This window comes from Enterocloster sp. OA13 (assembly GCF_022440595.1).
In the GTDB taxonomy this organism is placed as follows: domain Bacteria; phylum Bacillota; class Clostridia; order Lachnospirales; family Lachnospiraceae; genus Enterocloster; species Enterocloster hominis.
In genome coordinates this window covers 1,022,634-1,048,307 of sequence record NZ_JAKNTF010000001.1, presented here as the reverse complement: position 1 = coordinate 1,048,307, position 25,674 = coordinate 1,022,634, and the positions used below count along the sequence as shown (strand labels likewise).

The window sequence follows — 25,674 nt, the reverse complement described above, 5'->3', positions numbered from 1 at the left end:
TTCCTCCTCATTTTGAAACATGGTCATCTGTTTTCTCTTCATTCCGTTTTTTGCAGACCCATCATAGCACGGCCTTAGGACGGCTGCAAGAGCGATGGTGTACTTTTTGCAGAACAGCTTGACGCAAAATTAACGGTATCACGGGGAATTTCCCATGATATTCCAGTTGCTGCCCACGGCCCTGCCCTGGGCCTTTATACGGGAAAATGCCTCCGGCAGACCATTTTACAGGTCCGCCGGAGGCATTTTCCCATTCCTAGATATTGTTAAATTTTTCATCCGTTAATAAAATAACTTTTATGCGGCAGCCCTGCTCCTGCCCAGGGCACGGAACACCCCTGTCACCTCCAGTATCTTTGCCACATTGAAGAAGATCAGGGAATCGATGGGCCACATGATCAGGTTCCTCATGATACGCGGTATCAGCATTGCCATGAATGCCTTTCCGTATAACAGGGAAAGCGCCCATGTGTTTAAAAGCAGGTTACAGACAATGGCAACCACCAGCTGGATTGCCAGTACCCGCCAGAAGCTGATGGGCTTTTTGTAAAACGCGCATCCGTACAGCAGGCCCTTTAACGCCACGATCAGGGTCAGGGCCGGCATGAATGGCCCCATTGGTTTTACCAGGTACTTGAGGATATCCAGGGCGCCGGCAAACACGCCTCCGGCCACAGGGCCGAACAGATAGGCGGCCAGCATGTTGGGAATCCCGGAAAAGCCTACCCTGACCGTATCTGTTATGTAGATGGTCAGGGAGCCCAGGATCACACCAATGGCTGCCAGCATGGCGCAGACCGTGATGGTCCTCACCTGCTTCAGTTCCCGGAAAGAACTTGTGAATGTTTCATTGAATCGTTTCATGGCAATTACCTCCTTTGCAGATTTCTCGTACTACAGACGGAGAGCATGCCAGGTATTGCCATTGGGCTGCCCCGCGCACGGCGGTGCATCCATGGAAGGCACAAAAAGCGGCCCTGCACGGAAAATCCGCGCAGTCAGGCCGCTCCATCATCTCTGTATGCAGCGGGATGCGGCTTATGTACCGCAGGAAACCGAAGGTTCCTTTCGTCCAGCTGACAACTCCCTGTTCAGCCGGCACTTAACGCACATATGCCTACTCTGCTTTTCAATATTTTATTATGCCGTTCAACACGGCACTTACTATACTATACACCATATGGTGAAATATGCAAGCACTTTTTGTTTCAATCCACGCCCGGTATATTGTCGAAGTGCGACTGCATCCTACGTAGATGCGTGGTTGACTTCATGGCAGTGGGGGATACCGATTACTCTCCGCCCACCACTGCCGTTAAGTTTGTTTTTGGCAATTCATCTCACCACCTTAGAGGATGGGAGAATCCTTGCTAATATTTGTTGAACAAAGGCGCCTACGGGGATTCCCAGTAATAAATCCCATCCTCCTTGGAACGGATGGCGAAGTCCGTGTCATACAGGTATTCGAGACAGGAAAATGTCTTGCTGATCACCATCTTAAGCTTGATGAACTCCGCCTCATCCCTTGGCACGGACTCCATGCCGTAAGCCAGGCACGCCACCTCCTTGGTGGTCATCCTGTGATGGCCATGGTCCAGGATATGCTTAATCAGGTCCGTCTTGTCAAGATAGGCAAACACGATCCGGTTCACCACCCGCTTCACATCCGCCACCGGAAGCTTATGGGCCGGCAGCACCAGGCAGTCCGCATACTCATGCTTAAAATGCTCCAGAGATTCAAAATACCCCATCAGCAGGTGCTCATCCGGGTAGGTGGTACCCACAATGGGGACAATCCCGTCAATGACCTGGTCCGCGCAGAACAGTATCCTGCGGTTCTTTTCATAAAGCCCCAGCTGCCCGAAGGTATGTCCCTTAAGGGGCACTGCCTCAAAATCATATCCTCCATAGGAAAGGATCTGCCCCGCCTTCACAGGCGTATAGGAAAATCCCGGAATCTCAAATTCCCAGCCCTTGTGCTCGCTGACCCGCCGGTTCACTTCCATGAACATGTTCCAGACCTCGGGCGTCCCTTCCTCTGTCACGCCCACGGCCCTCAGCACCTCTGGCTGGTCCTCTTTCGAACCATGGCTGTGGTTATAGTACAGGCAGTCATAGCAATGCCTGTCTTCCTGGGGGTTCATGAACAGCCTGGCCCCCCGCTCCGCATAGACGCTGGCCAGCCCGCAGTGGTCATGGTGCTTGTGGGTCAGGAAAATATCCAGCTTATCATACGTAATCCCAAGGCTTCCCATGGCTTCCTCCATGGTTTCCAGGCACTGCCTTTTCCTGAAACCGGCATCCACCATCAGGCTGCGCTCCCCTTCCCTGCCGGGAATGAGGAAAATCTTTATCTCATCAATGCTTTTCTGATTGCTGTGAAGCACCACTTCATAGATACCCGGTGCGCGTTCCAACATATCTGCCACCTGTCTTTCTGTCACGATTTTTCTGTCATTGTCCGGGGAGGATCATTTAAGCGCCGCCTTTTTGCCGTCCTGGCCACACACCAGGCAATCACGGTCCCCAACGCCGCTCCTGCCAGCACATCCGTGGGGAAATGCACAAACAGATACAGCCTGGAAAATGCAATCAGCACAGCCAGCATCAGGGCCGGTATCCCCCACTTCCTGTTAAGCATGAAAACAGTAACCGCCCCTTCAAAGCTAACCATGGAATGCCCGGATGGAAATGAAAAATCCCGGGGAACCTGGACCAGCAGCTGTACCGACGGATCCAGCCAGCAGGGACGCTGTCTGGCAGCCATGTTCTTAAGGGCCACATTCCCCAGAAGGAAACCGATACCGATGGATACCAGCATGCACCCGCCCATCATCCTGGTCCTTGGGACCGCAAAAAGCACGGCGGCCAGCAACAGCCAGAATATGCCATGGTCCCCCAGGGATGTGATGAAGGTCATAAGCCCATCAACCAGCGGAGTGTGCAGCTCCTGCAGTAAATATAAAAAACGGAATTCGATTTTGTCCACCTCTCTCTGACCGCTGAAGCTCATGCAATGCAGTTCTAAAAATAATGTCCCCTGTTCGTACCATTATATCCCACTGCCTATAAATTTGCAATATGTTAATATTTTCACAATCTAGTGTATTCTAATCGAAATAACTTGCATTTTTATAAAACTATGATAAAATCCCTAACTAAAGCATGGTTGAAAAACACCTTAGGGTGTGTTTTTCCGAAACCGCTAAAAGAGGGAGCGTATGAGTATGAAATCGACGAGTGTCAAGGAGTTTCTGAAACGAAAAAATGTGAACATCACCGTACAGACCTATCTGATTGATGCGCTGGGAGCCATGGCCTTCGGCCTTTTTGCATCCCTGCTCATCGGGACCATCTTCGGTACCCTGGGCCAGCAGTTCGGTATTGAAATCTTCAACGTGATTGCAGACTATGCCAAAAGCGCCACAGGCGCTGCGCTGGGAATCGCCATTGCCCATGCCTTAAAGGCACCGCAGCTGGTACTGTTCTCCGCAGCCACCGTGGGAATCGCCGGCAACACCCTGGGCGGCCCCGTAGGCGCCCTGGTGGCCACCATCGTGGCGGCGGAGCTTGGCAAGATCGTATCCAAGGAAACCCGCCTGGACATCATCGTGACTCCCGGCGTCACCATCATCTCCGGCGTGCTCATTGCCCAGTTTGTAGGTCCCGGGGTGGCCGGATTCATGGACTGGTTCGGCAACCTGGTCAAGACCGCCACGGAAATGCAGCCCTTCATCATGGGTATCCTGGTTTCAGCCCTTATCGGCATTGCCCTCACCCTCCCCATCAGCAGCGCGGCCATCTGCATCGCCCTTTCCCTGGACGGACTTGCGGGGGGCGCTGCCACGGCGGGCTGCTGTGCCCAGATGATCGGCTTCGCAGTCATGAGCTACCGGGAGAATAAGATTGGCGGCCTGATGGCCCAGGGGCTTGGCACCAGCATGCTTCAGATGGGCAACATCGTCCTGAACCCGCGCATCTGGATACCTCCCACACTGGCATCCATGATAACCGGACCCATTGCCACCATGGTCTTCCGTCTCCAGAACATCCCTGCCGGTTCAGGCATGGGCACCTGCGGCCTGGTAGGCCCCATCGGGATCTATACCGCCATGGGAGGCGGTTCCAGTATGTGGATTGGAATCCTTATGGTGTGCTTTGTGCTTCCTGCAGTCCTTACTTTTATCTTTGGTGAGATTTTAAGGAAGATGGGATGGATTAAAGAAGGGGATCTGAAGCTGGACCTTTAGAAACCGGAACCACTGCCGTCTGGCAGGGATATGAACAGACAGGAAGACAGGAATCCGCTAGACGGTGGATTCCTGTCTTCCTGTCTGTTTTATGACATCTTTCAATGGTAATTCCTTTCATCATTTCTTTCAGGCATCACCTTTCACCGCCTTTGCCCGGAAGCCTATTCCTTCCAAGCCGACCTGTAAATCTGGACCGTACTGTAAATGTGGGATTCCAGCGCCTTCCTCAGTCCATCCACATCACACAGCAACAGCTGGTCCACTATCTCCGTGTGCTGGTTCTGTACCTGGCGCAGGGTCTCCGGGGTGTGGCAGCCATATCCTGCAAACATGCAGGAATGGGCATTCAGGCTGTTGTACATATTCATGATCTGCTGGTTGCGGCTGCATCTGACCAGTTCCGTGTGCAGCATGAGGTCATGCTCGGTGAGGAGGTTGAAGTTCTCTTTTGTAAAATCCGCAATGCACTTGCCGTATTCTCGGTTGGAGATATCCAGTAGGTCCTGGATATGCTTTACGAAATCCTCGTCATGGCGTACGCGCTCCACTGCAGGCACGGCGCAGAACTGCTCTATCATCAGGCGCGCCTCCCAGTTGTCCTTCATGTCCTGGAAGTTAAAGGTCCGCACCTTCATGCCGCACTTTGGTATGGATACCACAAGGCCCGTTGCGACCAGCTGGTTAAGCGCCTGTTTGACCGGGGTCTCGCTGGTCCCGAATTCCTCGCAGAGCAGACGTACGGTAAGGCGGTCCCCTGGCTGATATTGTTGATTCTGAATCTTTGCCCTGATTTTCTGTGCCACCTCATCCGCAAGCAGCTCAGGTCCTTCATGCCTCTTTCCCATGTGGCAACTCTCCCCTGCAGCACTGGACCTTATTGAATCTTAATTCCAGTTATTTTACATCATTATAATATATTTTTCCAATTTCGTCCAGTCCAGCTCAACCCCCAAACCATCCCCCTGGGGGACGTAAAAGTTCATATGGCGGTCTGCCTGGAACGGCTCTTTGACAATGTCTGTTTTCAGAGGATTGGGATTCTCCTCGGATTCCATCATTTCCGTATTGGCCATGGATGCCGCCAGGTGCAGGCTGGCCCCAAACAGCACGGCGGAACCAAAGCAGTGGAGGGAAACCTTCCGTCCGGCCGCCTCTCCCATGGCGCCGATCTTGCGGCACTCCGTGAATCCTCCCGCCCAGCCGATGTCGGGCTGCAGGATATCAACCGCATCCATGCGCACCATGGTTTCAAAATTCTTCAGCCCCTGCTGTGTCTCACAGCCCGCCACCAGTATGTCAGGCAGCTCCCTGGAAATCCGCTGCATCCCCTCCAGGTCCTCAAAGGGAACCGGCTCCTCCAGCCAGCACACACCCAGGCGGTGCAGCTCCGGCCCGGCCTGGATGGCCGTATAGGAATCCCAGGACGCATTGGTATCCACAATCAGGCGGCCCGGCCCAAGGATCTCCCTGGCTGTCTCCATGCGCCTGATATCCTCTTCCACGGTCACGCTGTATTCCTGGTTCGCCATGTAACGCAGCGGGGAACCGGGACGGTCCAGGTTGCGCCCAATCTTGATTTTGGCATCCTGATAGCCTTTTTCCATATATCCCTCAAGTTCTGCCCTCAGCCCGTCAATCCCTTTACCCGGTGCATAAAAACCTCCGCTGGCATAGGACGGGACCGTGTCCGAGCACGCGCCCAGAAGCTTATACACAGGCATATGGCAGATTTTTCCCAACAGATCCCAGAGTGCAATGTCAATACCGCTGATTGCTCCCATTACCATGCTTCTGCGGCCATGGGCAATGGTGCGCCAGTACATGGTGTTCCAATGCAATTCAATCCGCGCCGGGTCCTGGTCAACCAGGATGGGGGCCAGCTGCATTTCCACAATGTACTTCATGACAGCCAGCGGGGCCCCGTATGTAAATGCCTCACCGATACCGTAATATCCGGAGTCGGTCTCTATCCTCACAAGAAGCGCCTGTCTGGCAGCAGAGGTTGACAGGGCGTCACTGATGGGGGAACAGGTACAGCCCAGGGGGATTCCTTTTACTGCTGTGATTTTCATGGTAATTTCCTCTTCTTTCTTAATAGATACAATATCAAAACACATCCCGGAGAGCCATCATCACACGCTCATCCCCAACAGGGTGGGGAACCACAGGCTTAACTGGGGGACAAAGGTAACCAGCAACAGGGCTGCCAGAAGGGCGCCCAGCCACGGCACCAGGGCTTTGGAAAACCTTCCGATGGAAATATGGCCAATCTTGCTGATGACAAAAAGGACCAGCCCAAACGGAGGAGTCAGAAGCCCGATCATCAGGTTCAGCACCATGACAATGCCAAACTGGGTCAGGTTGATGTCATAGGCAGCCAGAAGCGGAAGGATCAGCGGAACCACAATGGTAATGGCCGACGCAGTCTCCAGAAAGCAGCCGATGATCAGCAGGAACACGTTGATGATGATTAACAGCGTGAACTTATTGGACACGATGCTGGTCATGGAAGCCAGTATCATCTGCGGGATCTTGGCCCTGGTCGCCACATAGCCAAAGAAGGTGGCGCCTGCTATGATCAGGGCAATGGTGAGGGAATCCCTTACGGTTTCCCGCAGGATGGCGATGAATTTCTTCATGGTCAGTTCACGGTAAACGAATACATCCAGCACAAGGCTGTAAAGCACCACGATGGCAGCGCTTTCGGTAGGGGTGAACACGCCGCCGTAGATGCCCACCAGCAGGATGAAGGGGGCCATGAGCGGAAGGATACCTTCCCTCAGCGCGTGGAAAAACTCCCTGGCAGTGGGGAATTTGGTCCTGGGATAATGACGCCTGACCGCATAGATGGTGACGACCACCATCATGATTAATGCCATTACAATGCCAGGTACGATTCCAGCCATGAACAGAGCCCCAACGGATGCGCCGGACACGGTGGCATATACCACCAGGGGGATGCTTGGGGGTATGATCGGACCCAGCGTGGAGGAAGCGGCTGTTACACAGCATGAAAAGTCATTGTCGAATCCATTTTCATTCATGGCCCTGATTTCGATGGCCCCCAGCCCGCCGGCATCCGACACGGCGGTGCCGGACATCCCGGCAAAAATCACGCTGGACAGGATATTCACATGGCCCAGGCCTCCCGGAAGCCAGCCCACCACCTTCATACAGAACGCAAACAGCTTCCTCGTTATCCCGCCCGTATTCATCAGCTTGGCGGCCAGAAGGAACAGGGGGATTGCCAGCAGGGTGAATGAGTTGGTACCTGTATACAGATATTGGCTTAGTATACTCCACTTCATTCCGGTGGTAGCCATCATCAAAGCACAGCCGGTAAGGGCCATGCTGATATATACCGGGACCTTTAACAGGAACAGGGCCAGCATGCAGATCAGGATTACAATTATAATAAGTTTCATATGCCCAGGTCAACCTCCTTTTCTTCCTGCAAAGCCTTTTCTTTTGCTTCTGCGTTAATATCCATGGTCTGGGGTTTTCCAAGGATGGCGGCTCCTGCTTTTATGATGGAGACAACCAGCATGCAGCCAAAGGAAAACATGAACGCATAGTAAAGCCAGTTCATTTTTATCCATGTCATGGAAACAGCGGTGACGCCCTGGTTGCTTCCTGTAAATGTAATCAGGCTTCGGATACAGAACACGCTGAATACCGCAGTGAGGGCACTGACCAGGATGCTGATGATCCTCTGTGCTGCCTGGGGAAGCATATTCACAACCATATCAACAGCAATATCCGCTCCCTCCGTCAGCGCCAGCGGCGCCCCAAGGAAGATAAGGAGACTGAAGCTCAGCCTTGAAAGCTCCTCTGTAAAATTCTGTCCAATGGTAAGCAGACGGCAGGAAATCTGGATACACATGCAGGCCAGGATTAAAAGCAGAAGGAATACACAGACGGTTTCCACTATTTTAAGATAACAGTGTGCGATTTTTTTGAACATGCGGGAAGACCTCCTTGATGAAACCAGCCGGGTAACAGGGCCAAAATACTGCCCGCTGCCCCGGCCGGATTGTCCTGTTATTTTGCGTAGCTCATGACCTCGTCATATGTAGATACGGTCCATTTTGTCTCAAACTGCTGCTTGTAATAATCCGTCAGGGCATCGCGGAATGCATCACGGTCCACATCCACTAACGTCATGCCTCCGTCCAGGCAGTCCTTCTTGTACTGCTCCCTGTTTTCCTTGGCCAGCTGGTCCGCATAGGCCAGGTCCTTAGCCGCACAGTCATTCAATACCTGCCTCTGGCTGTCGCTCATGGAATCGTACAGGTCCTTGTTGATGAACAATCCCACAAACTCATATACATGGTCTGTCTCAGCAATATTCTTCTGCACCTCATAAAGCTTCAGGGTATCCATCTGCTCATAGCCGCCCTCGCAGGCCTCTGCCACCTTGGTCTGCAGGGCCGTATAAAGTTCACTCATGGCAACCGTGGTGGAACTTACATTCAGCGCGCTCCATGTATCCACGTACACGGTCATGCCTGGAAGACGGAGTTTTAATCCGGCTACATCGGCCGGGGACTTCACTTCCTTGTTGGAAGCCAGTTCACGGACATCCCTCTGGTGCCAGCCCAGGGTCACGAAACCATTTTCCTCATAGCGTTCTTTCAGTTTATCACCAATCCCGCTGTCCAGCAGGGCTTTCAGGTGGGCTTCGTCCTTAATCAGGAACGGGCAGTCCAGGAAGGTGTATTCAGGTGCGTAAAGATCCAGTCCCTCCAGTCCGGTCATGGCCATGTCCAGGTCCCCGCTGGCCACGGAGGAATAGTTGTCGGAAGCGCTTCCCAGGGTCCCATCTGCAAAAAGGCTGATGTTGATGGTGCCGCCGGACTGCTCCGCCACATCTGCCACAAACTGTAGAAGGGCCATTCCGGCCGGACCATCGGATGCATAGGCCGTGGCCAGGTCGATATTAAAGGTCTTGTCATCCTGCGGGGCTGCATCTGATGAAGCCGCGGCCCCTTCACTTTTCTGTCCTGCCGCCTCTGAGGTCCCTGCCGCTTCCTGTCCGGCTGCGGATGTAACCTGGGAGGATGTCCCTGAACCGCCGCATCCGGTCAGACCGGCTGCCAGTACGGTACAACAAAGTAACGCCATGATTTTTCTTGATTTCATAATGATTCTCCTTTGCTTTTTCGGTGTTGATTCCCCGACCCATGTTGTTTGATAATATTAGGTCTAATTTGTTTCATGCATTTATTATATAAATTAATTGCCGTTGTGTCTATGTGCAATATTTATTAATTTTTAGGTCTAATATTATGCACATATTACAATAGTAAGAACTATTTTATTTGTGTCTTACTTTTAAAAGCGCAAAATTAGACCTAATATTTCCTTGCCCATTCACAAAATGTGGCAAGTCTTTATTAGGCCTAATATTCATCTGTGCCATAATCCAAAAAAGGTGATAGTTCCCTGAAGCCAGGAACTACCACCACAAAGGATGGACAGCAGCCATTCAAGCGGCTGGTATGAAATTATCAGGAACCAGTGGCCTCCCGGCGTTTCTTTTCCATCAGCGCCGCTATGCTCTTTTTATTTCTCTTCATGAACACAAGCATCAGCACAAGCCCCAGCAGGATGCTGGTCCCGGCGATTGTAAATATTATGGGGTACGCCCGTTCCGGCGGGAAGGAGTCTATGATTTTACCGTACACCATGGGCATGACCGCATCCGGAATATATCCTATGGTGGCAATAATCCCCACTGCGGTCCCGGTTATGGCCATGGATATATTTGCCTCCCCAATGGGCGCAAAATACAGGCCTCTCATAGCGCCCAGCACAATCCATCCAACCGCAGCCATAATGAATATTACATATACCAGACTCTTGGACTGGGGCATGAATGCCAGTCCGTAATTCAGGACACAGAATATGGCTGAGAAAATGAACATGGCCTTTGTGATTCCAACCCTGGTTGACAGGGAACCTGCGGCAAATGCGCCAAAAGGACGCATATACTCGCGGAAATTGCCCAAAACAGCTCCCATTAAAACAGTAATCCCAAAAATACTGGTTGCAAACGGGGTCATGAACCGGATTGCCACATTGGACATATACAGACAGGCTACTATCAACGAAATCAGCCATATGTTTACGTCCTTAAAACAGATCCTAAGGTTATTCATAAGATTGTGGTCCGCATCCTGGGTTACCACATCCCTTTCAAGGAAAATGAAACTGAGGATACCGATTGCCAGGATGGCTGCCGCAAACAGCCAGATTACATTGCGCAGTCCGGTTATATCATCAGCGGACTGACTGAATAAGAACATGGCCAGGATGGAAGCACCGGAGGCCACCAGGCATCGGAACGCTTCCTGCCATCCCATTCCCATGCCTTCATTACCTTCTCCCGCAAAGATACGGACCCCCTTCATCATGGCTGAATAGAAGGTAACCGTGTTAATGAAGCCCATCAGCCCCATAATCAGCAGGGCAACCGCATAGGCAGGGAACATACCGAACCAGAAAGTAAGCGCGGCAGTCCCCACATAGGAGAATACCAGCAGCTTTCTGGCTGAGAACTTATCCGCAACCAATCCGCCAAAAAAATACGTAAACATGGACACCATGGTATATGCACTCTGAATCGCCCCAAGCTGTGCGTTGCTCACCCCAAATGCTTCGATAAAGGTATCATAATAAATGCTGAATCCATAAGGAACATAATACATCAGGCCTGCCCCACACAGACAGCAGAACTGGATTACCCGCTTCAACGTCCATTTTTGTTTCATTTGAAAATGCCCTCCTCATCATATAATCTTTCTGTTTCCCTTCCCCTTTTTCACAGGTACCGGTACCCTATGAAACCCCGCACCGGTACGGACTTTTACATAAGGAGTGTCTGATTCTGCCCTGCGTATTTATAAAAAACAACGCAAAAAAGAGGAAAGAATTACCCAACACAAATCAGGTAAATACCTTCCTCTAGAATCTCTTAGTACCTATGGGCTCATTCTACACTAGCGTTTTCCATTTGTCAATGTGCATTTTTCTCTTCGTGATAATTGTCAATAAATAGTGTGTGTTTTTGTCTATACTGCTTAAAAAAACTTTTTTTATAGTCATCATATTGACAACATCTGACAAATATCCTATGATAACTTTATAGCGCTATAAGCCAGCAGAGTATAAGAGAATGGTTGTGCCGTTGAGACGGGCACATCATTCTTTTTTTGTTATGGCATCAAACCAACCCATTCAGAAAGGTGAGACGATTATGAAAAAACCAAATATTATTGTATTCCTGACAGACGACCAGGGTTATGGAGATTTATCCTGTATGGGCTCCACCGATGTATGCACACCCAATCTGGATATATTGGCTGCCGGAGGGGCAAGATTCACTGATTTTTATGCCGGAAGCGCTGTATGTTCCCCATCCAGGGCCTGCCTGCTGACCGGCCGTTATCCCTACATGACAGGTGTCCGCTCAATTCTTGGCGGGATTAAGACAACCACCAGCCTGAATCCAGGAATACCGACCTTTGCAAGTGCATTAAAGGATCTTGGCTATGCTACCGGAATGGTCGGTAAATGGCATCTGGGAGCCGTGCCGGAATGCCGACCCACCCATATGGGATTCGACTATTTCTGCGGCTTTCTTTCTGGTGTGAATGATTATTTCTCACATATTCACTACACGGAAGCCAATTCCCATCCCGGCATCAACCCCAATCATGATTTATGGGAAAATGATGAGCGCTGCTTAAAGTATACAGGGGAATATTCCACCGAATTATTTGCAAGGAAGGGCTTGGAATTCATCCGGGAGCAGGTGGAGAAGGACATGCCGTTCGCCCTTTACTGTGCATTCAATGCGCCTCATTACCCGATGCATGCCCCCTATAAATATCTGGAACGTTTTAAACACCTTCCAGAAGACAGGCAGATTATGGCCGCCATGCTCAGTGCGGTGGATGACGGGGTTGGCGAGATCATGAACTATCTGAAACGCCGGGGCATCTTCAATGACACAATCATTTATTTCCAGAGTGACAATGGGCCGTCCAAGGAATCCAGGAACTGGCTGGATGAGAGGAAAGACTACTACTATGGCGGATCAACAGGCGGATTAAAAGGGCATAAATTCAGTCTTTTTGACGGAGGCATACGGGTACCGGCCATCTTTAGCTGGCCTGCCATGGTTCCTGCCGGTCAGGTCATCAGCGAACCGTGCATGGGTACCGATATATTCCCAACCTTCATCAATGCAGCCGGAGGCAATGCTTCTGATTATGAAATCAGCGGATGCGATATCCTTCCTGTAATGACCATTGGCGCCAGGCGTGACAAGGACTGCCTGTACTGGGAAATGGGCCAGCAGACCGCAGTCAGACGCGGCAATTACAAGCTTGTCATCAATGGCTTCCTGAGGGATGGATGGAGCCTCCCCCTGGACCCGAAAACAGAGACAAAGCATGAGGTCTGGCTCTCCGACCTATCCCAGGACATGGGCGAAGAACACAACCTGGTGGAAGAAATGCCTGAACTGGCCAAAGAACTGGAAGAAAAGGCCCTCACCTGGCGGAGGGATCTGGAAGCATACTGGACGGATGCCCCTAAGGCTGACGGGCAGCTGGATCCCAACGGATGCTGTGCCGTGATGCAGGCCACCTATGACTATGAATGATATTCACTTAACACATGGGAGGGAGTTATGGATAAAAGATATAATATACTGTTAATCATGGCTGATCAGCTCACACCCTTCATGACCGGAGCCTATGGCAACAAACAGGTCATGACTCCTAACCTGGACCGTCTGTGCCGGGAAGGAATCCGTTTTGAGAACGCATACACCTCATGCCCTTTGTGCGCCCCGGCCCGGGCATCCATGATGACCAGCCGCCTTTGCAGTGAGCTGGACTGTTATGACAATGCATCACCCTTTGCCAGTGACGAGCCAACCTTTGCCCATTATGCCAAACTGGCCGGTTATGATACGGTACTGAGCGGTAAGATGCATTTTCTTGGGCCTGACCAGCTTCATGGCTTCAACCGCAGACTGACGACAGATATATACCCCGGTTCCTTTAACTGGTATCCTGTCCCCAAACCCTCCTTTGCGGATGAAGGTGACCCGTCCAAAGGACATAAGGCCCATTATCCTGAGGATTGGTTCGGCAAGCCAAAATCCCCGGATGCGCCGCCCCCAAAATATCCTTCACACGCAGTCCATTACAGCGGGGACCTGTGTTTCCCAACAGAATCCAACCTCTATGTGAACTATGATGATGAGACATTTTTCCGTGCAAAGGAATACATACACGGCAACTTTTACTGGGATCCGGATTCCCCATCCTATCCTGGCAAACCTAATGCTTATGGGATTGGAAAGGAGAATGCGCACGAACCATTCTGCCTTGTGGTATCCACCCACAACCCACACGACCCGTTCATGCCTCCCAAAAAATATTGGGACCTGTACAAGGACATGGAGATGGATGCGCCTTCCAGGGAAGAAATTGAGGCTTGTCCCCAGAACATACAGGATATCTGGATCAATGCCCATGAAAACATAACGGATATTGACCTTGCAGACCCGTACCATCTGCAGAATGCGAGACGTGCCTATGCTGCCCTCGCAACCTATGTGGACGACAGGATAGGAGAACTGCTGAACCTGTTGGAGGACGAAGGCCTGATAGATAATACCGTAATCATGTTCACCAGTGACCATGGGGATATGCTGATTGACCGCGGCATGATACAAAAGCGTAATTTCCATGAGTGGGCCACAAGAATCCCCATGATCCTAAGGCTTCCCGGACAGGAACATGCCGGCACCACCATCACGGATCCATGTTCCCTCATGGATATAGGTATGACCATCCGTGAAATCACGGGAACACTTAACGCCAGCAGGCTTCCGTCCGACGGCGTCAGCCTCTTTGATTATATCAATAAACCTGAGTCCGTAAAAGAGAGGGATATTTTCATTGAATTCCACGCAGACGGAACTTTCTGGCCATGCTACGCCGTGGTAAGAGGTGGTTATAAGCTCATACATATCCATGAGTTCAAGGGCCAGCTGTTCAATCTCAGGGAGGATCCTTCAGAAATGCATGATCTGATTGATGAACCACAGTATGCGTCCCTGGTTGAGAGCATGAGAAAATCAATTACAGACCGCTTCCACCCTGAACATATCATTGAGTACTATACCACTGCCCATGAGAAAAAGCGCATCATAGACAGCGCTAATAACAACTTTGATGAGGATTGGGATTATACACCGGATTTTCCAGGAGGCAGACGTTACATACGCACCCTGGTCCGCCCCAGAAGCGCCTCCGGCCAGGTCCTGTAAATCATATCCGTATTGTTTTAGTTAGGAGGGGTTACATTGAAAAAACTCAGAAAGACCGTTTTCTTTCCAACATTCATCCTTATGGTACTGGCAGTCATCCTCTGCCTTACCCAGACAGATGCATTCCTGGGCATTGTCCAGGGACTCAACACATGGGTGAAAATCAATTTCGGCTGGCTGTTCACACTTACATCCCTGGCAATGGTGGTCATCTGTGTCATCGTCTATTTTTCTCCTATTGGCAACAAGGTTATCGGAGGAAGGGACGCCAAACCTCTTCTGGGGGTAAGGGAATGGTTTGCCGTAAGTCTGTGTACCACCGTGGCGGCCGGTATGATTCTCTGGGCTGCGGCTGAACCGATTTTTCATCTGGCAGCCCCTCCTGCTTTCCTGGGTATTGAACCCAATTCCAACGAAGCCGCCATGTTCTCCCTGTCCACCATGTTTGTCCACTGGACCATAACACCGTATGCGATTTACTGTGTCCCGGGACTCATGTTCGCCATTGCATATTACAATATGAAACAGCCCTATAGTTTCCAGGGCTGTATTTCCCCTGCCATTGGACTGGGGCGCACAAAGAAATGCCTTTCCCTGCTTGACAGCATCTGCCTATTCACCATGGCCTGCGGTATGGCATCCTCCCTTGGCACCGGCATATTAAGTGTTTCCGGCGGGGTCTCAAATATTACCGGAATCGCAAGCAGGCCAGCGCTGTGGACCCTGGTTGCCTGCGTCATCATCACTGTATTCATCATCTCCTCTGCCAGCGGGCTGATGAAGGGCATCCGTTTCCTGTCTACTTTTAATGTACGCCTGTTCATGGTCATCATCCTCATGCTTTTTATCATGGGGCCCACTGCGTATATACTTAACCTGACCACGGAATCCTTTGGTGTATTTGCCGACAACTTTTTTACCAGGAATCTTTTTACCGGTACCCTGGATCCGGAACACTGGACCCACTTCTGGACCATCTCCTATTTTGGGAACTGGATGGCCTGGGCTCCGGTTACCGCCCTGTTCCTGGGACGCATATCCTACGGCCACACGGTCAAGGACTTCATTAAGATCAATCTGGCTGTCCCATCCCTGTTCTGCGTATTCTGGATCGGTATCTTCGGCGGCAGCGCAATCTACTATCATCTGAACGTCCAGGATCTGTACGTCCTGATTCAGGCCGAGGGGTTTGAAAAAGTACTGTACCAGGTGCTTGGCTTCATCCCGCTTGGAAAGATTACAATCCCGCTTATTGTATTTGCTACATTCATTTCCTTTGTCACGGCGGCAGATTCCACAATCAATGCCATGTCCGGCCTCTGCTGGAAGGGAACCAATCCGGAAAACCCGGAAGCGCCAACTGTGTTAAAGATATTATGGGGTATCCTGATAGGCTCCATAGCCATTCTCATGATTAATACCCAGGGCGTGGCAGGCCTGAAACAGCTTTCCGCCTTTGGCGGCCTTCCAGCCATGTTCCTGCTTATCCTGTGCATGGTATCCCTGATGAAGGTGGTATCCCGGCCCACATTAATGGATAGCGGACCGGACGGCAATGAAGGTCATCCTGATAGCAGCCTGCCAAAGGATGATCAGATGGAGGATGCCGGATGATTTCATAGGAACGTAAAAAGCAGTGGATTACAGGATGATTTTTCCTAATCCACTGCTTTTTCCATTGAATGCTGCCACTAAAGCCCTGCCGATCTGGTGTATTGCCACTTCTCAGCAGTCCCACAGTTCACGGTTGGTAGTAGATACCGCATGTACACCGGCGCCCAGCGCGGTTATGACATCCTTCTTATCCAGAAGCAGGCCGCTGGCCACCACCGGGCGCTGTATCTCCTCCAAAAGGTAACGGATTACCTTGGGCAGCCCTGCCGGAAGCAGTTCCACCACATCGGGATTGGTATTATGCACATATTTTACAATATTGGCATATGACAGTGCATCTGTCATAAAAAAACGCTGTACCGTAAACATCCCCAGTTCATTGGCACGCTTTATCAGCCCCGGTTTCGTGCTTATTATGCCATCCGCCTTGGTATACTTTTTAATGAAGTCCACGCTGATTTCCTTTAATGCCAGCCCCTCAATCAGATCGACATGCACTACCACATATTTCCCCATGGATTTCAACGTATCAATATGTTCCATGATATTGCATATGTTCCCATATATCAGATATACAATCTCTGATTCCGATTCATTGCAGGCGGACAGCCATTGGTCATTCTTGATTGCGGGTATGACCGGGCACCGCTCCGTCATATCCAGGAATATCTCTTTTGTCAGTTGTTCCATATCTTCAGTAATCCCCTTCCCCTATGTTTCAACCAAATTGATTGATGACCTCTATTATACAACAAATCATGAAAACATACCACAGAATGCCTCCGCTGTTTCATATAAATCGGCGCAGACCGGCAGGTGTGCCATGTCAAATATGGGAGCCTTGGGATCGGAATTGACAGCAATCATCATTTTCGGCGATTTCAAACCGGCCAGAAACTGCGCAGAGCCTGAAATCCCAAAAGTAATGACCACTTCCGGCCGTATATAGTTTCCCGACAGGCCAATCTGATGCCTTGGGGACATCCATCCCTTCTCCACCAAAGCCCTGCTGCATCCAAGCCCTGCATCCAGATAGCCGGCCAGCTTTTGAAATAGCAATATGTCCTCCCGCTTCTTAAGTCCCCTGCCAACAGCCAGGACTGTCCGGTATTCCTGAAGGCCCCATTCCTTTTCCGGCCGCTTCCGCTCCAGCACCCACTCCCGCCGGCCGGCACTGACCATAGGAATGATTATCCTGGGCACCCGCATCCCACTGCCCGCCATTTTCTTCTCATATGTTCCCGGCCGCACGGTAGCAATCTGCGGCCTTCTGTCTGGCGTGATGATGTCCGCCATGACATTTCCGCCAAAAGCAGGCCTTGTCTGCAGGAGACATTCCCCATCATACAGCTTTAGGGCAGTGCAGTCCGCTGTGACCCCGGTGCCAAATTCCACTGCAAGCTGGGCCCCAAGCCTTCTTCCCAGAAAGGTGCTGCCAATCAGAAGGATGGATGGGCGGCATGCCGCCACACACTCTTTCAGCGCCAGAAACTGAAGCTCCTCCGAATCGCACAGGGACTCAGAGGCACAGTATACGGTCCTCACCGGATATCCGGCCAATTCCCTGTTATCGGGCAGGAAGGCATACAAGGGTATCCCCGCCCGGGCCGCCATGTCTGCCGCATGGGAGAGTATCTCCAGGCCCACATCACATATCCCGCCCTCAGTCATTTCCAAAAAAACCAGGATTCCGGTATCCCTGACACTCCCATCCGCCCTATCCATGCAATTTCTCCCATATCATACTGGCCGCCGTGACCCCGTCAGCCACCTGCACAGCCGTCTTCTTTTCCCTGACAGGAGGATATATACGCTTCACCTTTGTTGCAGAACCAGCGCTGCCATAATGGCTTGCATCCGTATCTTCCAGATCCGTCACCCCTATCTTTGCAAAGTCCATCTTCCCTGCCTTTATCCTGCCTGAAAATGTCGGTATTGCGGGTGCCGCCACACCGGGCTCCACGGAAATCACACAGGGAAACAACGCTTTCATACGCAGTGTGTATCCTGTTCTTTCACATATCACGGTAATCCCATCCTCTTCTATTGTTACTATGGATTTTACCCCGGACAGGTACGCATAAGAAAGACACTGTGCCAAAGCCGCCCCTACGAATCCTGTATCCCCGTCCGTGGTATGGTTTCCTGTGAGCACGCAGGGATATTGTCCTGTACTTTTTATGGCTTGGGCCAGGGTATATGCGGTTGCCGGTACATCCGCGCCGGACAACGCCGGATCCGAGATGAGGACCCCCCTGTCCGCCCCTCTGGCCACCCCGTCCATAAGCACGGACCTGGCTGAATCCGGTCCCACGGAAAACACGGTCACAGTCCCCCCCATCTGCCTCTTCATCCGTATCCCCGCTTCCAAAGCAGACAGATCGCAGGGATTGCACACCTGTCCCAAACCGCTTCGGATAAGATTACCTGTCCGCTCATCCATATCCCCTTCCGATATGGCTGGTACCTGTTTGATACATACCGCATAGTCCATCGTTTGCCACATCCCCTCTGTTCCACATTCCCCCGGGATCAAAAGACTGCTTCCTGGCCATCCGTTTCCGGGTTTCCATCACTCCATACATCCCAGCTTTTATCTTTCCGGCTCCATGTTCACTGACAGGCCTTCCCCCGCCGCACAGGGCCTGTCCAGCCAGTCCCTCAAGGATTTTCCGGGCTGTCCCATATTCTTCCTCATTGACCGGCAGCAGATTCATATGAAGGTCCCGGCTCATTATATGTCCAAAGATTGTGCCATCCATGCCTGATTGGTCCAGCAGGCCGCGGTATTGGCCCAAAATCCCGGAAAATCCCCCCACCATGGTCATATCTGAGGACAGCTTCACAATCCTGCTGCACCGGCGATGGTTTTCTTCTACCTTCATATTCACTGCCTCCGCCACACCATGCCTGTACTCACGCAGCCTGCATGCTTCCTGCTCTCCAGCCATGGCCCATGTGCAGTCCGGGTCAGCGCCGTATCCGGCGCTCAGTTCCATCAGGCGTCCAGCCAGTTCCAGCATATGTTCCTCATCCTGGGCATGAAGCTCCAGAAGGACGGCGCAGCTGTACTGTCTGTCAATTTCCGGGAAGTCCCTGAGCCTGCTCATGGACATTTTCCTCTCCTCAAGGAGTTCAATCCCCCTTCTGTCTATCCATTCTGCCGCTGCCACAAATGCCTCCTTCCCTGTATCAGCAGGAATAGCGTCCGCAAATGCCGCTCCCATCCCCTCTTCCCTGAAAAACAGGGCCAGTCCCCATATACAGGCAGGTCTGGGTACCAGACGCAGCGTTACCCGGGTGATAACCCCCAATATGCCCTCACTTCCCACAATTTCTTCCAAAAGGCGGCTGTCCTTGTCCCTGGAGGCTTCCACGATTTCCCCACTGGACAGCATCAGGCGTACTTCCTCCACATATTCCCCTGCCGGACCATACACGTTTCCGTAAATCCCCCTGGCGTTTGCAGCCACACATCCTCCTACAGTTGCAGATTTCTCAGTAGGCATACAGGGCCAGAACATAGGCCTTTTCCTGCTGTTACAACGGATTGCCTGTTCGAGTTCCATCAGTGATACCCCAGGCTCCGCCACCAGGATGGCGTTATCCTGGCAGCTGCTGTCATAAGACAAGATACGGTTCATTCTGGAAAGGTTCATCAGATGCCCCCCCATAGGGACCGCCCCCCCTACAAGCCCGGTTCTTCCTCCCTGGATGGTAATACACGATTCCCGGTTTCCTTCTATGATCTGCCGTATATCATCCTCACTCGAAGGAAATGAGATACTATCCGCATACCCCTGGAGCTTAGATTCGTCCCGAAGATAATCCTCAAATTTTTCCTCCATCTGCAAAATCATCCGGCATTTCCTCCTCTATAAGATATTTTCTTAACGCCCCAAATACTTCCCTGTAATCCCGCTCAACCGCCACATCCGCCCGGCTCATGATGAATGCATCCGAATCCGTGTTAATTGCTATGATATAGCCGCTTTTTTCTATTCCCACGTAAAATGCCGCTGCCCCTGACACCCCCGCCGCAATGCACAGCCTTGGGTGTGCAATGATGCCGGATGCCCCCACAAGTCTCTCAAGCGGGGCAATCCCCTGCATTACCAGGGGACGCGAGGCCACAATCCCAGCCCCCAGCATCCTGGCCAGTTCCTCCGCCTTACGATAGTCCTCTTTCGTCCGTACGCCTCTTCCAAGGGCAATCAGGATCCGTGCATCTTCCAGGGAGCAATCTGTTCCAACCGGCTCTTCTGAGTATTCCATCACATACCCACTGTTATCTGATATGTTTTTTCTCCGGACATCCGGTATCGGTCCCGAAATCCCTGGCGCGGTCTTTTCTGTTGAGCGGACGAGACTTACACAGAACGGAAAACGTTTTACACAGAAAGTACCTTCCATATTATTGGAGTAAACATTTCTTGCGGCAAGAATACAGCCGCCCTCAAACCAAAAGCGGTTGACGGCTGTCAGGGAATCCCCTCCCAGCCTGAAAGCCAGCCTTACAGCCATCTCATGTGAATAATCACCATATCCGAATATGTAAACGGCATTTCTATTACTATTTTTTTCAATTTCTGACAGCAGGTTCTCCGGATTATAGAATGCATCTTCCAGTATCAATGCACCATCCACCTTAAGTCCCTGGACAAACCCAAGTTCATGGGAGAGACCGGAAAAAACAATTACCCTGACGCTTTGGCAGCAGCTGCATATATTAATATACGCCTGCCACAGTCCCGCCCACTGGCGCTCCCATTCCCCTGCCCACATATTCAAAATCAGATAACAGGTCAACTGTCCATCATCCTCCCGCCTATATGTTCCAGATACAGCCTGCGCACCAATTCTTCTGTGTCATCCACATCCAGATGTATGGATGCACGGCTTTGTCCCTTCCTCTCAAGCTTAACAAGCTGTGGTTCCATCTTTTCCTCCTTGACATGGTCCGTTCCCCATTCCTCAACCTTCCGCCCCGACGCCCCGAGCCGTTCTTTCAGGGTAGGGATCCTGAGATAAGTATTCGGTACATTGCCCACGACCAGAACACAGGGCGCCTTCATGCGGCGGCGCATCTTCTTAGAAAACTGCATATGTTCTGCCACAATACCCCGGTCCTGTTCCAGCGCAAAATCCATGACCCCGGAAACACAGGGCCATCCCAGCATCTCTGCCACAAGATAGGGAACCATTCCACTCCCTTCATCAGATGACTGTGCCCCTAAAATGAGACAATCCGGCTGTCCGGCATTACAATAGCTGCTGATAAGCCTGGCTGTATGATATGGGGAGAACACTATCCCGGAACAGGTCCCGGCCCTGATTACCTTATCGAACCCCAGGGCATACAGTGTCTTAATAACCCCATCCTGAAGCGTACCGCTTACGGTCAATGCCTCCAACGTCTCCCCCCTGGCAGATTGGTCCCTGGCCCTGAGCATTAATTCCAGAAGGCTCTCATCATAACAGTTCCATTCCCTCCTGACAAATCTTGTATCAATAATCCCTTGTTCATCCGGCTTCCATTCCTCTTCGGCCAGCTGCTCCAAGTCCGGCACTATCTTAAAACATCCCAGAAGTTTCATTTTCCCACCCCGCGGTCCCTGCCGAGCGAAAAGGCACCGTTTCCACACCGATGCCTTTTCCACGCCAGATTAATTCCCATCAAAAATGTCGTATGCCCGCTTCATCAGACCATCTGTCACTGACGTAAGGCTGCTATAAATTCCTTCGTTTATTTTTTTATATAACCCTGCATGGGCAGGAATCGGATCTGTGATATCCTTCACCCTTACCATCTCCTTCGCCGCTGTCCCAAAATCAGGATATATTCCGGCTGCCACAGCCACACAGATTGCCGCACCCACGGCCGCCGCACCGTTTACCACATTGCGCACGGCGGGAACCCCAAAGACATCTGCAAAAATCTGCATGAAAAGGTTACTGTTGGACCCTCCTCCTGAAACAGTTATCTGCTTCAGAGTGATTCCCAGTTCCGCGCACATCTCGTCCATCCTGTTTTTCATGGTCATGGCTATGCTTTCCATGATTGCCCTGTAAATGTGCCCTGCCCCATGCCTTACATCAAAGCCCAGCATGATGCCCTTCTTATAAGGCTGCCCTGCCGGGGCTAGCCACTCCGGAATGATCATCAGTCCATCGCTTCCCGGCGCCACATCCGCTGCCAGCGTTTCCAAATATTGTTCCGGCCCTATGCCCAGTTCCCTGGCATGCATCCGCACTTCCTCGCCCAGCAGCTCCTTAAACCAGCTTATAAGCCACATACCTCTTCTGATTCCGTTGCTCTCATATAGATACTTATGAGGCATACATGCAAAATTCACCCAGTAATTCCTGCAGTCTTTGGGGTTGGATTCCCCATGGACCGCGCCGCATATATAAGTCCCCAGTGAAATCATCCCGTTTTCATAGTCAATGGTCCCTGTTCCCAGCGATTCCACCGCCTTATCATTGCTGGTAGCCACAATGGGCAGCCCCTTGGGCAGATGCAGGATTGACGCGGCTTCTGCTGTCAGATATCCCAGTATCTCCCCGGGCATCACCAGGTCAAATAGCATCTCCCTGGGAATATTGTAATGGCTCATCACTTTCCCATCATTACTCCACTCCCATGTATCCGTATCAATCGGCCATTGTCCCTGATAGGTGGCCGCAGTATCCCTGCATTCCCCAGTCAGCCTTCTGGTCAGGTAACCGTTGGTGGATGTGACATACGCTGCCTCCGGATTATCATGTACATAGGGAACTGAAACCCTGGAGTCCATCCAGCTCAGCGCCGGCTGGGCCAGCGTGCCGTCTTTCTTTAATATCACGCGGTCGAAACGGATGCTGCACAGGCCTGCTCCCACAATGTCACCAGGGTCACCCTCAAACCGCTCCATAAGTCTTTGGCTGACCGCCACCAGGGATGTCCACAAATCGTCATCCGGGTGTTCCACCCATCCCACCTTTGGAAGTGACATCGGACGCAGCGGTTCACTCTCCTCACAGATAATATTTCCATGGGTATCAAAAATAATTAACTTGGTGCTTTGGGAGCCCCCGTCGATTGCAAGTATGTATTTCATTGCTTTCCTCTTTTCTTTAATTATCCTCAATGGGAAAGATGGTTCCTGGATTCATGATATTGTTGGGATCAAGCGCTTCCTTCAGCTTTTTCAGCACAGGGTATGCGCTTCCATGCTCCTGCTTAATCCACCGCACCCTGTATTTGCCCACACCGTGATGGTGGCACATGGAACCGCCCCGCTTCAGTGTCTCTTCCACAATGATTGTATTAATCGGGTTATGGTATTTCGTGATTTCCTCCGTCACATCACAGTCTACCACATTGTAATAATACATAAAGTATAGATTGGTCCCGTTCATGTAGCTGTGGGATGAATGTCCGCCCACCATGGTGATGTCCGGAATTTCATTTTTAATCCTCATGATGACATTTTCATATATGTCATGGATATTACTCCAATTAGCCGATATTTCCGTTGTGAACCCAACATTGTGGGTCTTTTCAATTAATTTATACTCTTCCGCCACCTTACCTTCGTTCCAGTTCAATCCGGCATACCATGTATCTATGTAATGGCTGTCCACCTTCTTATAGGTATGGAAATGCGTTACTATCTCTTCTATGGCTGTCCCGGTGGCCTCCGCCACGCCCTTTGGTCCCTCGACCATGAAGATAAGCACTGGTTTCCCTTCACAGAAATGAGAAAAATAATATTCCCCGTCCTCAAAATCATAGAGCCTTGCAAAGGATGGTTTATATCCTTGTACCATGACCTCCCTGAGTATTTCGAATCCTGTCTTCATATCATCCAGAAGCCAGCTGTAAAACTTATTATTCTCCGGCATATACTTAAATATCTTGACCGTTACTTCCGTGATGAAGCAGAGGGCCCCCTCACTTCCCATGGGGATATGGCGGATATCCGGTCCTGCTGCCCGGCGCGGACAGTTTTTAATTCTGGCAATGGTACCATCTGCCATGACCATCTCAAGTCCAACCAGCATGTCCTCAATCCCCCCATATAAGGTAGAGAACTGCCCGATGCTCCTAGTGGCTACCAGACCGCCCATCTGGGCCAAGGGCTTTGACTGTGGTGAATGACCGGTCGTATATCCAAGCTTCCTCAGTGTTTCTTCCAACACCTCCAGGTTCACACCGCACTGGCATGTGACCTGCATATTATATGTGTCAATGTCAAGGATCTGGTCCATCTCGCTTCCATCCACTACGATGCTGTCAGGGACAGCCGCCTCCAGACCGCCTTCAATGGAGGAACCGCCTGTGCGGGGAATCACGGCAATCTTGTTGTCATTACAGAATCTTATGATATCCGCTGTTTCCTGAGGGGTCCTGGGACGCACCAGCGCCGCGGGAACCGGACGGCTATACACGCCGAATACCTTTTCAAATTTGCGGAACCGGTCCACACTGTGTTCTTTTAAGATGGTTTCATCTGTTACCATATATCCTGATGGTACTATTTTTCCCAGTTCCTCAATGATTGTCTGCCTTTCCATGTCCTTATCTCCTATCTGACCATATATCCGCCGTCAACAATTACCATTGAACCATTTACATACTCTGATGCCCTGCTGGCAAGAAATACCACGGTCCCCATCAAATCCTGCCTCTCCCCCCATCTCTCGGCCGGAATATGGTCCAGGACCCTCTTATTTGTCTCGGGATTGCTCCTCGTCCCAACCGTGATATCCGTCGCATAGTATCCGGGCGCAATACCGTTAACCTGTATATTGTACTTACCCAATTCATCAGCATATGCTTTGGTAAGGCCGGACAATCCATGCTTCATGGCCGCATATGCGGGGGAACCCAATCCTCCCAAATAGGAAAACAGGGAACAGATATTGATGATTTTTCCACTCTTTTGCGGAATCATGAAACGGGCCGCCTCATGGCTCAGTTCAAATGCCGCTGTCAGGTTAATGGCTATCATTGGATCCCACTCGGACCTGCCGAAATCCAGAACATCCTTGCAGATGCAGATACCAGCACAGTTTACCAGGATATCAATACTGCCCAGGCTGTTCACACAGTTCTCCACAATCTGTTTCGGAATTCCTGGCTTTGATATATCTGCCTGGATGAATTCATATTTAACCCCGGTATCCTCAATCATCTTCTGGGTTTCTCCCTTATCCAGCGCATAGCTGGCAACCAGGATATTCGCCCCTGCCTTAGCTAATGCAAGGGCAAACGCCTGCCCCAGACCGCTGTTGCCTCCCGTGACAACCGCATTCTTACCCTTCAATGAAAAAAAATCCAGATTAAAATCTTCAATATTATAACTCATACCTGTTCCTCCTCATATGGATTCATAATTTGTTCAACCCTCATGTACATCCGCGCGTAACATACACAAAAAAGAGAGGGACTTTAAGCGCATAGTTATGGCC

The 25,674-nt window shown here is 51.1% G+C and carries 22 protein-coding genes and 1 riboswitch; of the genes, 4 read left to right on the top strand and 18 right to left on the bottom strand.

Going from position 1 to position 25,674, the window contains the following annotated elements; all coding sequences use genetic code 11:
- Nucleotides 1–297: 297 nt before the first annotated feature.
- The 3 genes from MCJ35_RS04535 to MCJ35_RS04525 all read right to left on the bottom strand — a co-directional run bounded on the left by MCJ35_RS04535 (nucleotide 298) and on the right by MCJ35_RS04525 (nucleotide 2,989).
- Nucleotides 298–864 carry a folate family ECF transporter S component gene (locus tag MCJ35_RS04535; RefSeq protein WP_008722581.1) on the bottom strand — a complete coding sequence of 189 codons (567 nt, stop codon included), beginning with the start codon at nucleotides 862–864 and terminating at the stop codon, nucleotides 298–300.
- A 158-nt stretch (nucleotides 865–1,022) separates the two neighbouring features.
- Nucleotides 1,023–1,127, bottom strand: a riboswitch (THF riboswitch).
- A 267-nt stretch (nucleotides 1,128–1,394) separates the two neighbouring features.
- Nucleotides 1,395–2,420, bottom strand: a complete 1,026-nt coding sequence (locus MCJ35_RS04530) for an MBL fold metallo-hydrolase (RefSeq protein WP_008722579.1) — start codon at nucleotides 2,418–2,420, stop codon at nucleotides 1,395–1,397.
- Between the two features lie 20 nt (nucleotides 2,421–2,440).
- Entirely contained in the window at nucleotides 2,441–2,989 is a 549-nt protein-coding gene (locus MCJ35_RS04525; RefSeq protein WP_025482755.1) for a phosphatase PAP2 family protein, read from the bottom strand.
- A gap of 238 nt (nucleotides 2,990–3,227) precedes the next feature.
- Here MCJ35_RS04525 and MCJ35_RS04520 point away from each other — a divergent pair, with 238 nt between their 5' ends.
- Nucleotides 3,228–4,250: a PTS sugar transporter subunit IIC gene (locus MCJ35_RS04520; RefSeq protein ID WP_025482756.1), complete on the top strand. Its 1,023-nt coding sequence runs from the start codon at nucleotides 3,228–3,230 to the stop codon at nucleotides 4,248–4,250.
- Between the two features lie 164 nt (nucleotides 4,251–4,414).
- Here MCJ35_RS04520 and MCJ35_RS04515 read toward each other — a convergent pair whose 3' ends face one another.
- From MCJ35_RS04515 to MCJ35_RS04490, 6 genes are all read right to left on the bottom strand, one after another.
- On the bottom strand, nucleotides 4,415–5,098 hold the full coding sequence (locus tag MCJ35_RS04515; protein ID WP_025482757.1) for a GntR family transcriptional regulator: 684 nt from the start codon (nucleotides 5,096–5,098) through the stop codon (nucleotides 4,415–4,417).
- Between the two features lie 54 nt (nucleotides 5,099–5,152).
- On the bottom strand, nucleotides 5,153–6,325 hold the full coding sequence (locus MCJ35_RS04510; protein WP_081739030.1) for a mandelate racemase/muconate lactonizing enzyme family protein: 1,173 nt from the start codon (nucleotides 6,323–6,325) through the stop codon (nucleotides 5,153–5,155).
- Between the two features lie 60 nt (nucleotides 6,326–6,385).
- The gene (locus MCJ35_RS04505) at nucleotides 6,386–7,678 is read right to left on the bottom strand and encodes a TRAP transporter large permease (RefSeq protein ID WP_025482759.1); all 1,293 of its coding nucleotides are present in this window, start codon (nucleotides 7,676–7,678) and stop codon (nucleotides 6,386–6,388) included.
- Nucleotides 7,675–8,217 (bottom strand): TRAP transporter small permease, encoded by a 543-nt coding sequence (locus MCJ35_RS04500; protein WP_025482761.1) that lies wholly within the window; start codon nucleotides 8,215–8,217, stop codon nucleotides 7,675–7,677. Before MCJ35_RS04500 ends, MCJ35_RS04505 begins: the two co-directional genes overlap by 4 nt.
- 77 nt (nucleotides 8,218–8,294) lie before the next feature.
- Nucleotides 8,295–9,395, bottom strand: coding sequence for a TRAP transporter substrate-binding protein (locus MCJ35_RS04495; protein WP_240299373.1), 1,101 nt, complete (start codon nucleotides 9,393–9,395; stop codon nucleotides 8,295–8,297).
- A 368-nt stretch (nucleotides 9,396–9,763) separates the two neighbouring features.
- Nucleotides 9,764–11,026 (bottom strand): MFS transporter, encoded by a 1,263-nt coding sequence (locus MCJ35_RS04490; RefSeq protein WP_025482763.1) that lies wholly within the window; start codon nucleotides 11,024–11,026, stop codon nucleotides 9,764–9,766.
- 485 nt (nucleotides 11,027–11,511) lie between these two features.
- Between MCJ35_RS04490 and MCJ35_RS04485 the strand changes: the two genes are divergently transcribed.
- Genes MCJ35_RS04485 through MCJ35_RS04475 form a run of 3 tightly spaced genes read left to right on the top strand, consistent with a single transcriptional unit; the run spans nucleotide 11,512 to nucleotide 16,218 of the window.
- A complete protein-coding gene (locus MCJ35_RS04485) occupies nucleotides 11,512–12,924 on the top strand; it encodes a sulfatase-like hydrolase/transferase (protein ID WP_025482765.1) in 1,413 nt (470 codons plus the stop codon).
- A gap of 27 nt (nucleotides 12,925–12,951) precedes the next feature.
- On the top strand, nucleotides 12,952–14,604 hold the full coding sequence (locus tag MCJ35_RS04480; RefSeq protein ID WP_025482767.1) for a sulfatase-like hydrolase/transferase: 1,653 nt from the start codon (nucleotides 12,952–12,954) through the stop codon (nucleotides 14,602–14,604).
- Nucleotides 14,605–14,640: 36 nt separating this feature from the next.
- Nucleotides 14,641–16,218: a BCCT family transporter gene (locus MCJ35_RS04475; protein ID WP_008722559.1), complete on the top strand. Its 1,578-nt coding sequence runs from the start codon at nucleotides 14,641–14,643 to the stop codon at nucleotides 16,216–16,218.
- A 111-nt stretch (nucleotides 16,219–16,329) separates the two neighbouring features.
- Here MCJ35_RS04475 and MCJ35_RS04470 read toward each other — a convergent pair whose 3' ends face one another.
- From MCJ35_RS04470 to MCJ35_RS04430, 9 genes are all read right to left on the bottom strand, one after another.
- On the bottom strand, nucleotides 16,330–16,908 hold the full coding sequence (locus MCJ35_RS04470; RefSeq protein ID WP_034576142.1) for a glycerol-3-phosphate responsive antiterminator: 579 nt from the start codon (nucleotides 16,906–16,908) through the stop codon (nucleotides 16,330–16,332).
- A 66-nt stretch (nucleotides 16,909–16,974) separates the two neighbouring features.
- On the bottom strand, nucleotides 16,975–17,943 hold the full coding sequence (locus tag MCJ35_RS04465) for an electron transfer flavoprotein subunit alpha/FixB family protein (protein WP_008722555.1): 969 nt from the start codon (nucleotides 17,941–17,943) through the stop codon (nucleotides 16,975–16,977).
- Nucleotides 17,936–18,712 (bottom strand): electron transfer flavoprotein subunit beta/FixA family protein, encoded by a 777-nt coding sequence (locus MCJ35_RS04460; protein ID WP_240299372.1) that lies wholly within the window; start codon nucleotides 18,710–18,712, stop codon nucleotides 17,936–17,938. Before MCJ35_RS04460 ends, MCJ35_RS04465 begins: the two co-directional genes overlap by 8 nt.
- A complete protein-coding gene (locus tag MCJ35_RS04455; RefSeq protein ID WP_025482776.1) occupies nucleotides 18,654–20,078 on the bottom strand; it encodes an FAD-binding oxidoreductase in 1,425 nt (474 codons plus the stop codon). The genes MCJ35_RS04460 and MCJ35_RS04455 overlap by 59 nt, the downstream gene beginning before the upstream one ends.
- Nucleotides 20,050–21,027, bottom strand: a complete 978-nt coding sequence (locus tag MCJ35_RS04450) for an electron transfer flavoprotein subunit alpha/FixB family protein (RefSeq protein ID WP_025482777.1) — start codon at nucleotides 21,025–21,027, stop codon at nucleotides 20,050–20,052. The genes MCJ35_RS04455 and MCJ35_RS04450 overlap by 29 nt, the downstream gene beginning before the upstream one ends.
- A complete protein-coding gene (locus MCJ35_RS04445; RefSeq protein WP_025482779.1) occupies nucleotides 21,024–21,815 on the bottom strand; it encodes an electron transfer flavoprotein subunit beta/FixA family protein in 792 nt (263 codons plus the stop codon). The genes MCJ35_RS04450 and MCJ35_RS04445 overlap by 4 nt, the downstream gene beginning before the upstream one ends.
- A 69-nt stretch (nucleotides 21,816–21,884) precedes the next feature.
- The gene (locus tag MCJ35_RS04440) at nucleotides 21,885–23,318 is read right to left on the bottom strand and encodes an FGGY-family carbohydrate kinase (protein ID WP_240299371.1); all 1,434 of its coding nucleotides are present in this window, start codon (nucleotides 23,316–23,318) and stop codon (nucleotides 21,885–21,887) included.
- Between the two features lie 16 nt (nucleotides 23,319–23,334).
- Nucleotides 23,335–24,777, bottom strand: a complete 1,443-nt coding sequence (locus MCJ35_RS04435) for an FAD-binding oxidoreductase (protein WP_008722541.1) — start codon at nucleotides 24,775–24,777, stop codon at nucleotides 23,335–23,337.
- A gap of 11 nt (nucleotides 24,778–24,788) precedes the next feature.
- A complete protein-coding gene (locus MCJ35_RS04430) occupies nucleotides 24,789–25,571 on the bottom strand; it encodes an SDR family oxidoreductase (RefSeq protein ID WP_025482781.1) in 783 nt (260 codons plus the stop codon).
- Nucleotides 25,572–25,674 lie beyond the last annotated feature (103 nt).

Excerpts from the sequence above, each read along its gene's own strand:
- MCJ35_RS04535 (WP_008722581.1), bottom strand. The coding sequence starts at position 864 with ATGAAACGATTCAATGAAACATTCACAAGTTCTTTCCGGGAACTGAAG.
- MCJ35_RS04530 (WP_008722579.1), bottom strand. The coding sequence starts at position 2,420 with ATGTTGGAACGCGCACCGGGTATCTATGAAGTGGTGCTTCACAGCAAT.
- MCJ35_RS04520 (WP_025482756.1), top strand. The coding sequence starts at position 3,228 with ATGAAATCGACGAGTGTCAAGGAGTTTCTGAAACGAAAAAATGTGAAC.
- MCJ35_RS04515 (WP_025482757.1), bottom strand. The coding sequence starts at position 5,098 with ATGGGAAAGAGGCATGAAGGACCTGAGCTGCTTGCGGATGAGGTGGCA.
- MCJ35_RS04510 (WP_081739030.1), bottom strand. The coding sequence starts at position 6,325 with ATGAAAATCACAGCAGTAAAAGGAATCCCCCTGGGCTGTACCTGTTCC.
- MCJ35_RS04505 (WP_025482759.1), bottom strand. The coding sequence starts at position 7,678 with ATGAAACTTATTATAATTGTAATCCTGATCTGCATGCTGGCCCTGTTC.
- MCJ35_RS04500 (WP_025482761.1), bottom strand. The coding sequence starts at position 8,217 with ATGTTCAAAAAAATCGCACACTGTTATCTTAAAATAGTGGAAACCGTC.
- MCJ35_RS04495 (WP_240299373.1), bottom strand. The coding sequence starts at position 9,395 with ATGAAATCAAGAAAAATCATGGCGTTACTTTGTTGTACCGTACTGGCA.
- MCJ35_RS04490 (WP_025482763.1), bottom strand. The coding sequence starts at position 11,026 with ATGAAACAAAAATGGACGTTGAAGCGGGTAATCCAGTTCTGCTGTCTG.
- MCJ35_RS04485 (WP_025482765.1), top strand. The coding sequence starts at position 11,512 with ATGAAAAAACCAAATATTATTGTATTCCTGACAGACGACCAGGGTTAT.
- MCJ35_RS04480 (WP_025482767.1), top strand. The coding sequence starts at position 12,952 with ATGGATAAAAGATATAATATACTGTTAATCATGGCTGATCAGCTCACA.
- MCJ35_RS04470 (WP_034576142.1), bottom strand. The coding sequence starts at position 16,908 with ATGGAACAACTGACAAAAGAGATATTCCTGGATATGACGGAGCGGTGC.
- MCJ35_RS04465 (WP_008722555.1), bottom strand. The coding sequence starts at position 17,943 with ATGGATAGGGCGGATGGGAGTGTCAGGGATACCGGAATCCTGGTTTTT.
- MCJ35_RS04460 (WP_240299372.1), bottom strand. The coding sequence starts at position 18,712 with ATGGACTATGCGGTATGTATCAAACAGGTACCAGCCATATCGGAAGGG.
- MCJ35_RS04455 (WP_025482776.1), bottom strand. The coding sequence starts at position 20,078 with ATGATTTTGCAGATGGAGGAAAAATTTGAGGATTATCTTCGGGACGAA.
- MCJ35_RS04445 (WP_025482779.1), bottom strand. The coding sequence starts at position 21,815 with ATGAAACTTCTGGGATGTTTTAAGATAGTGCCGGACTTGGAGCAGCTG.
- MCJ35_RS04440 (WP_240299371.1), bottom strand. The coding sequence starts at position 23,318 with ATGAAATACATACTTGCAATCGACGGGGGCTCCCAAAGCACCAAGTTA.
- MCJ35_RS04435 (WP_008722541.1), bottom strand. The coding sequence starts at position 24,777 with ATGGAAAGGCAGACAATCATTGAGGAACTGGGAAAAATAGTACCATCA.
- MCJ35_RS04430 (WP_025482781.1), bottom strand. The coding sequence starts at position 25,571 with ATGAGTTATAATATTGAAGATTTTAATCTGGATTTTTTTTCATTGAAG.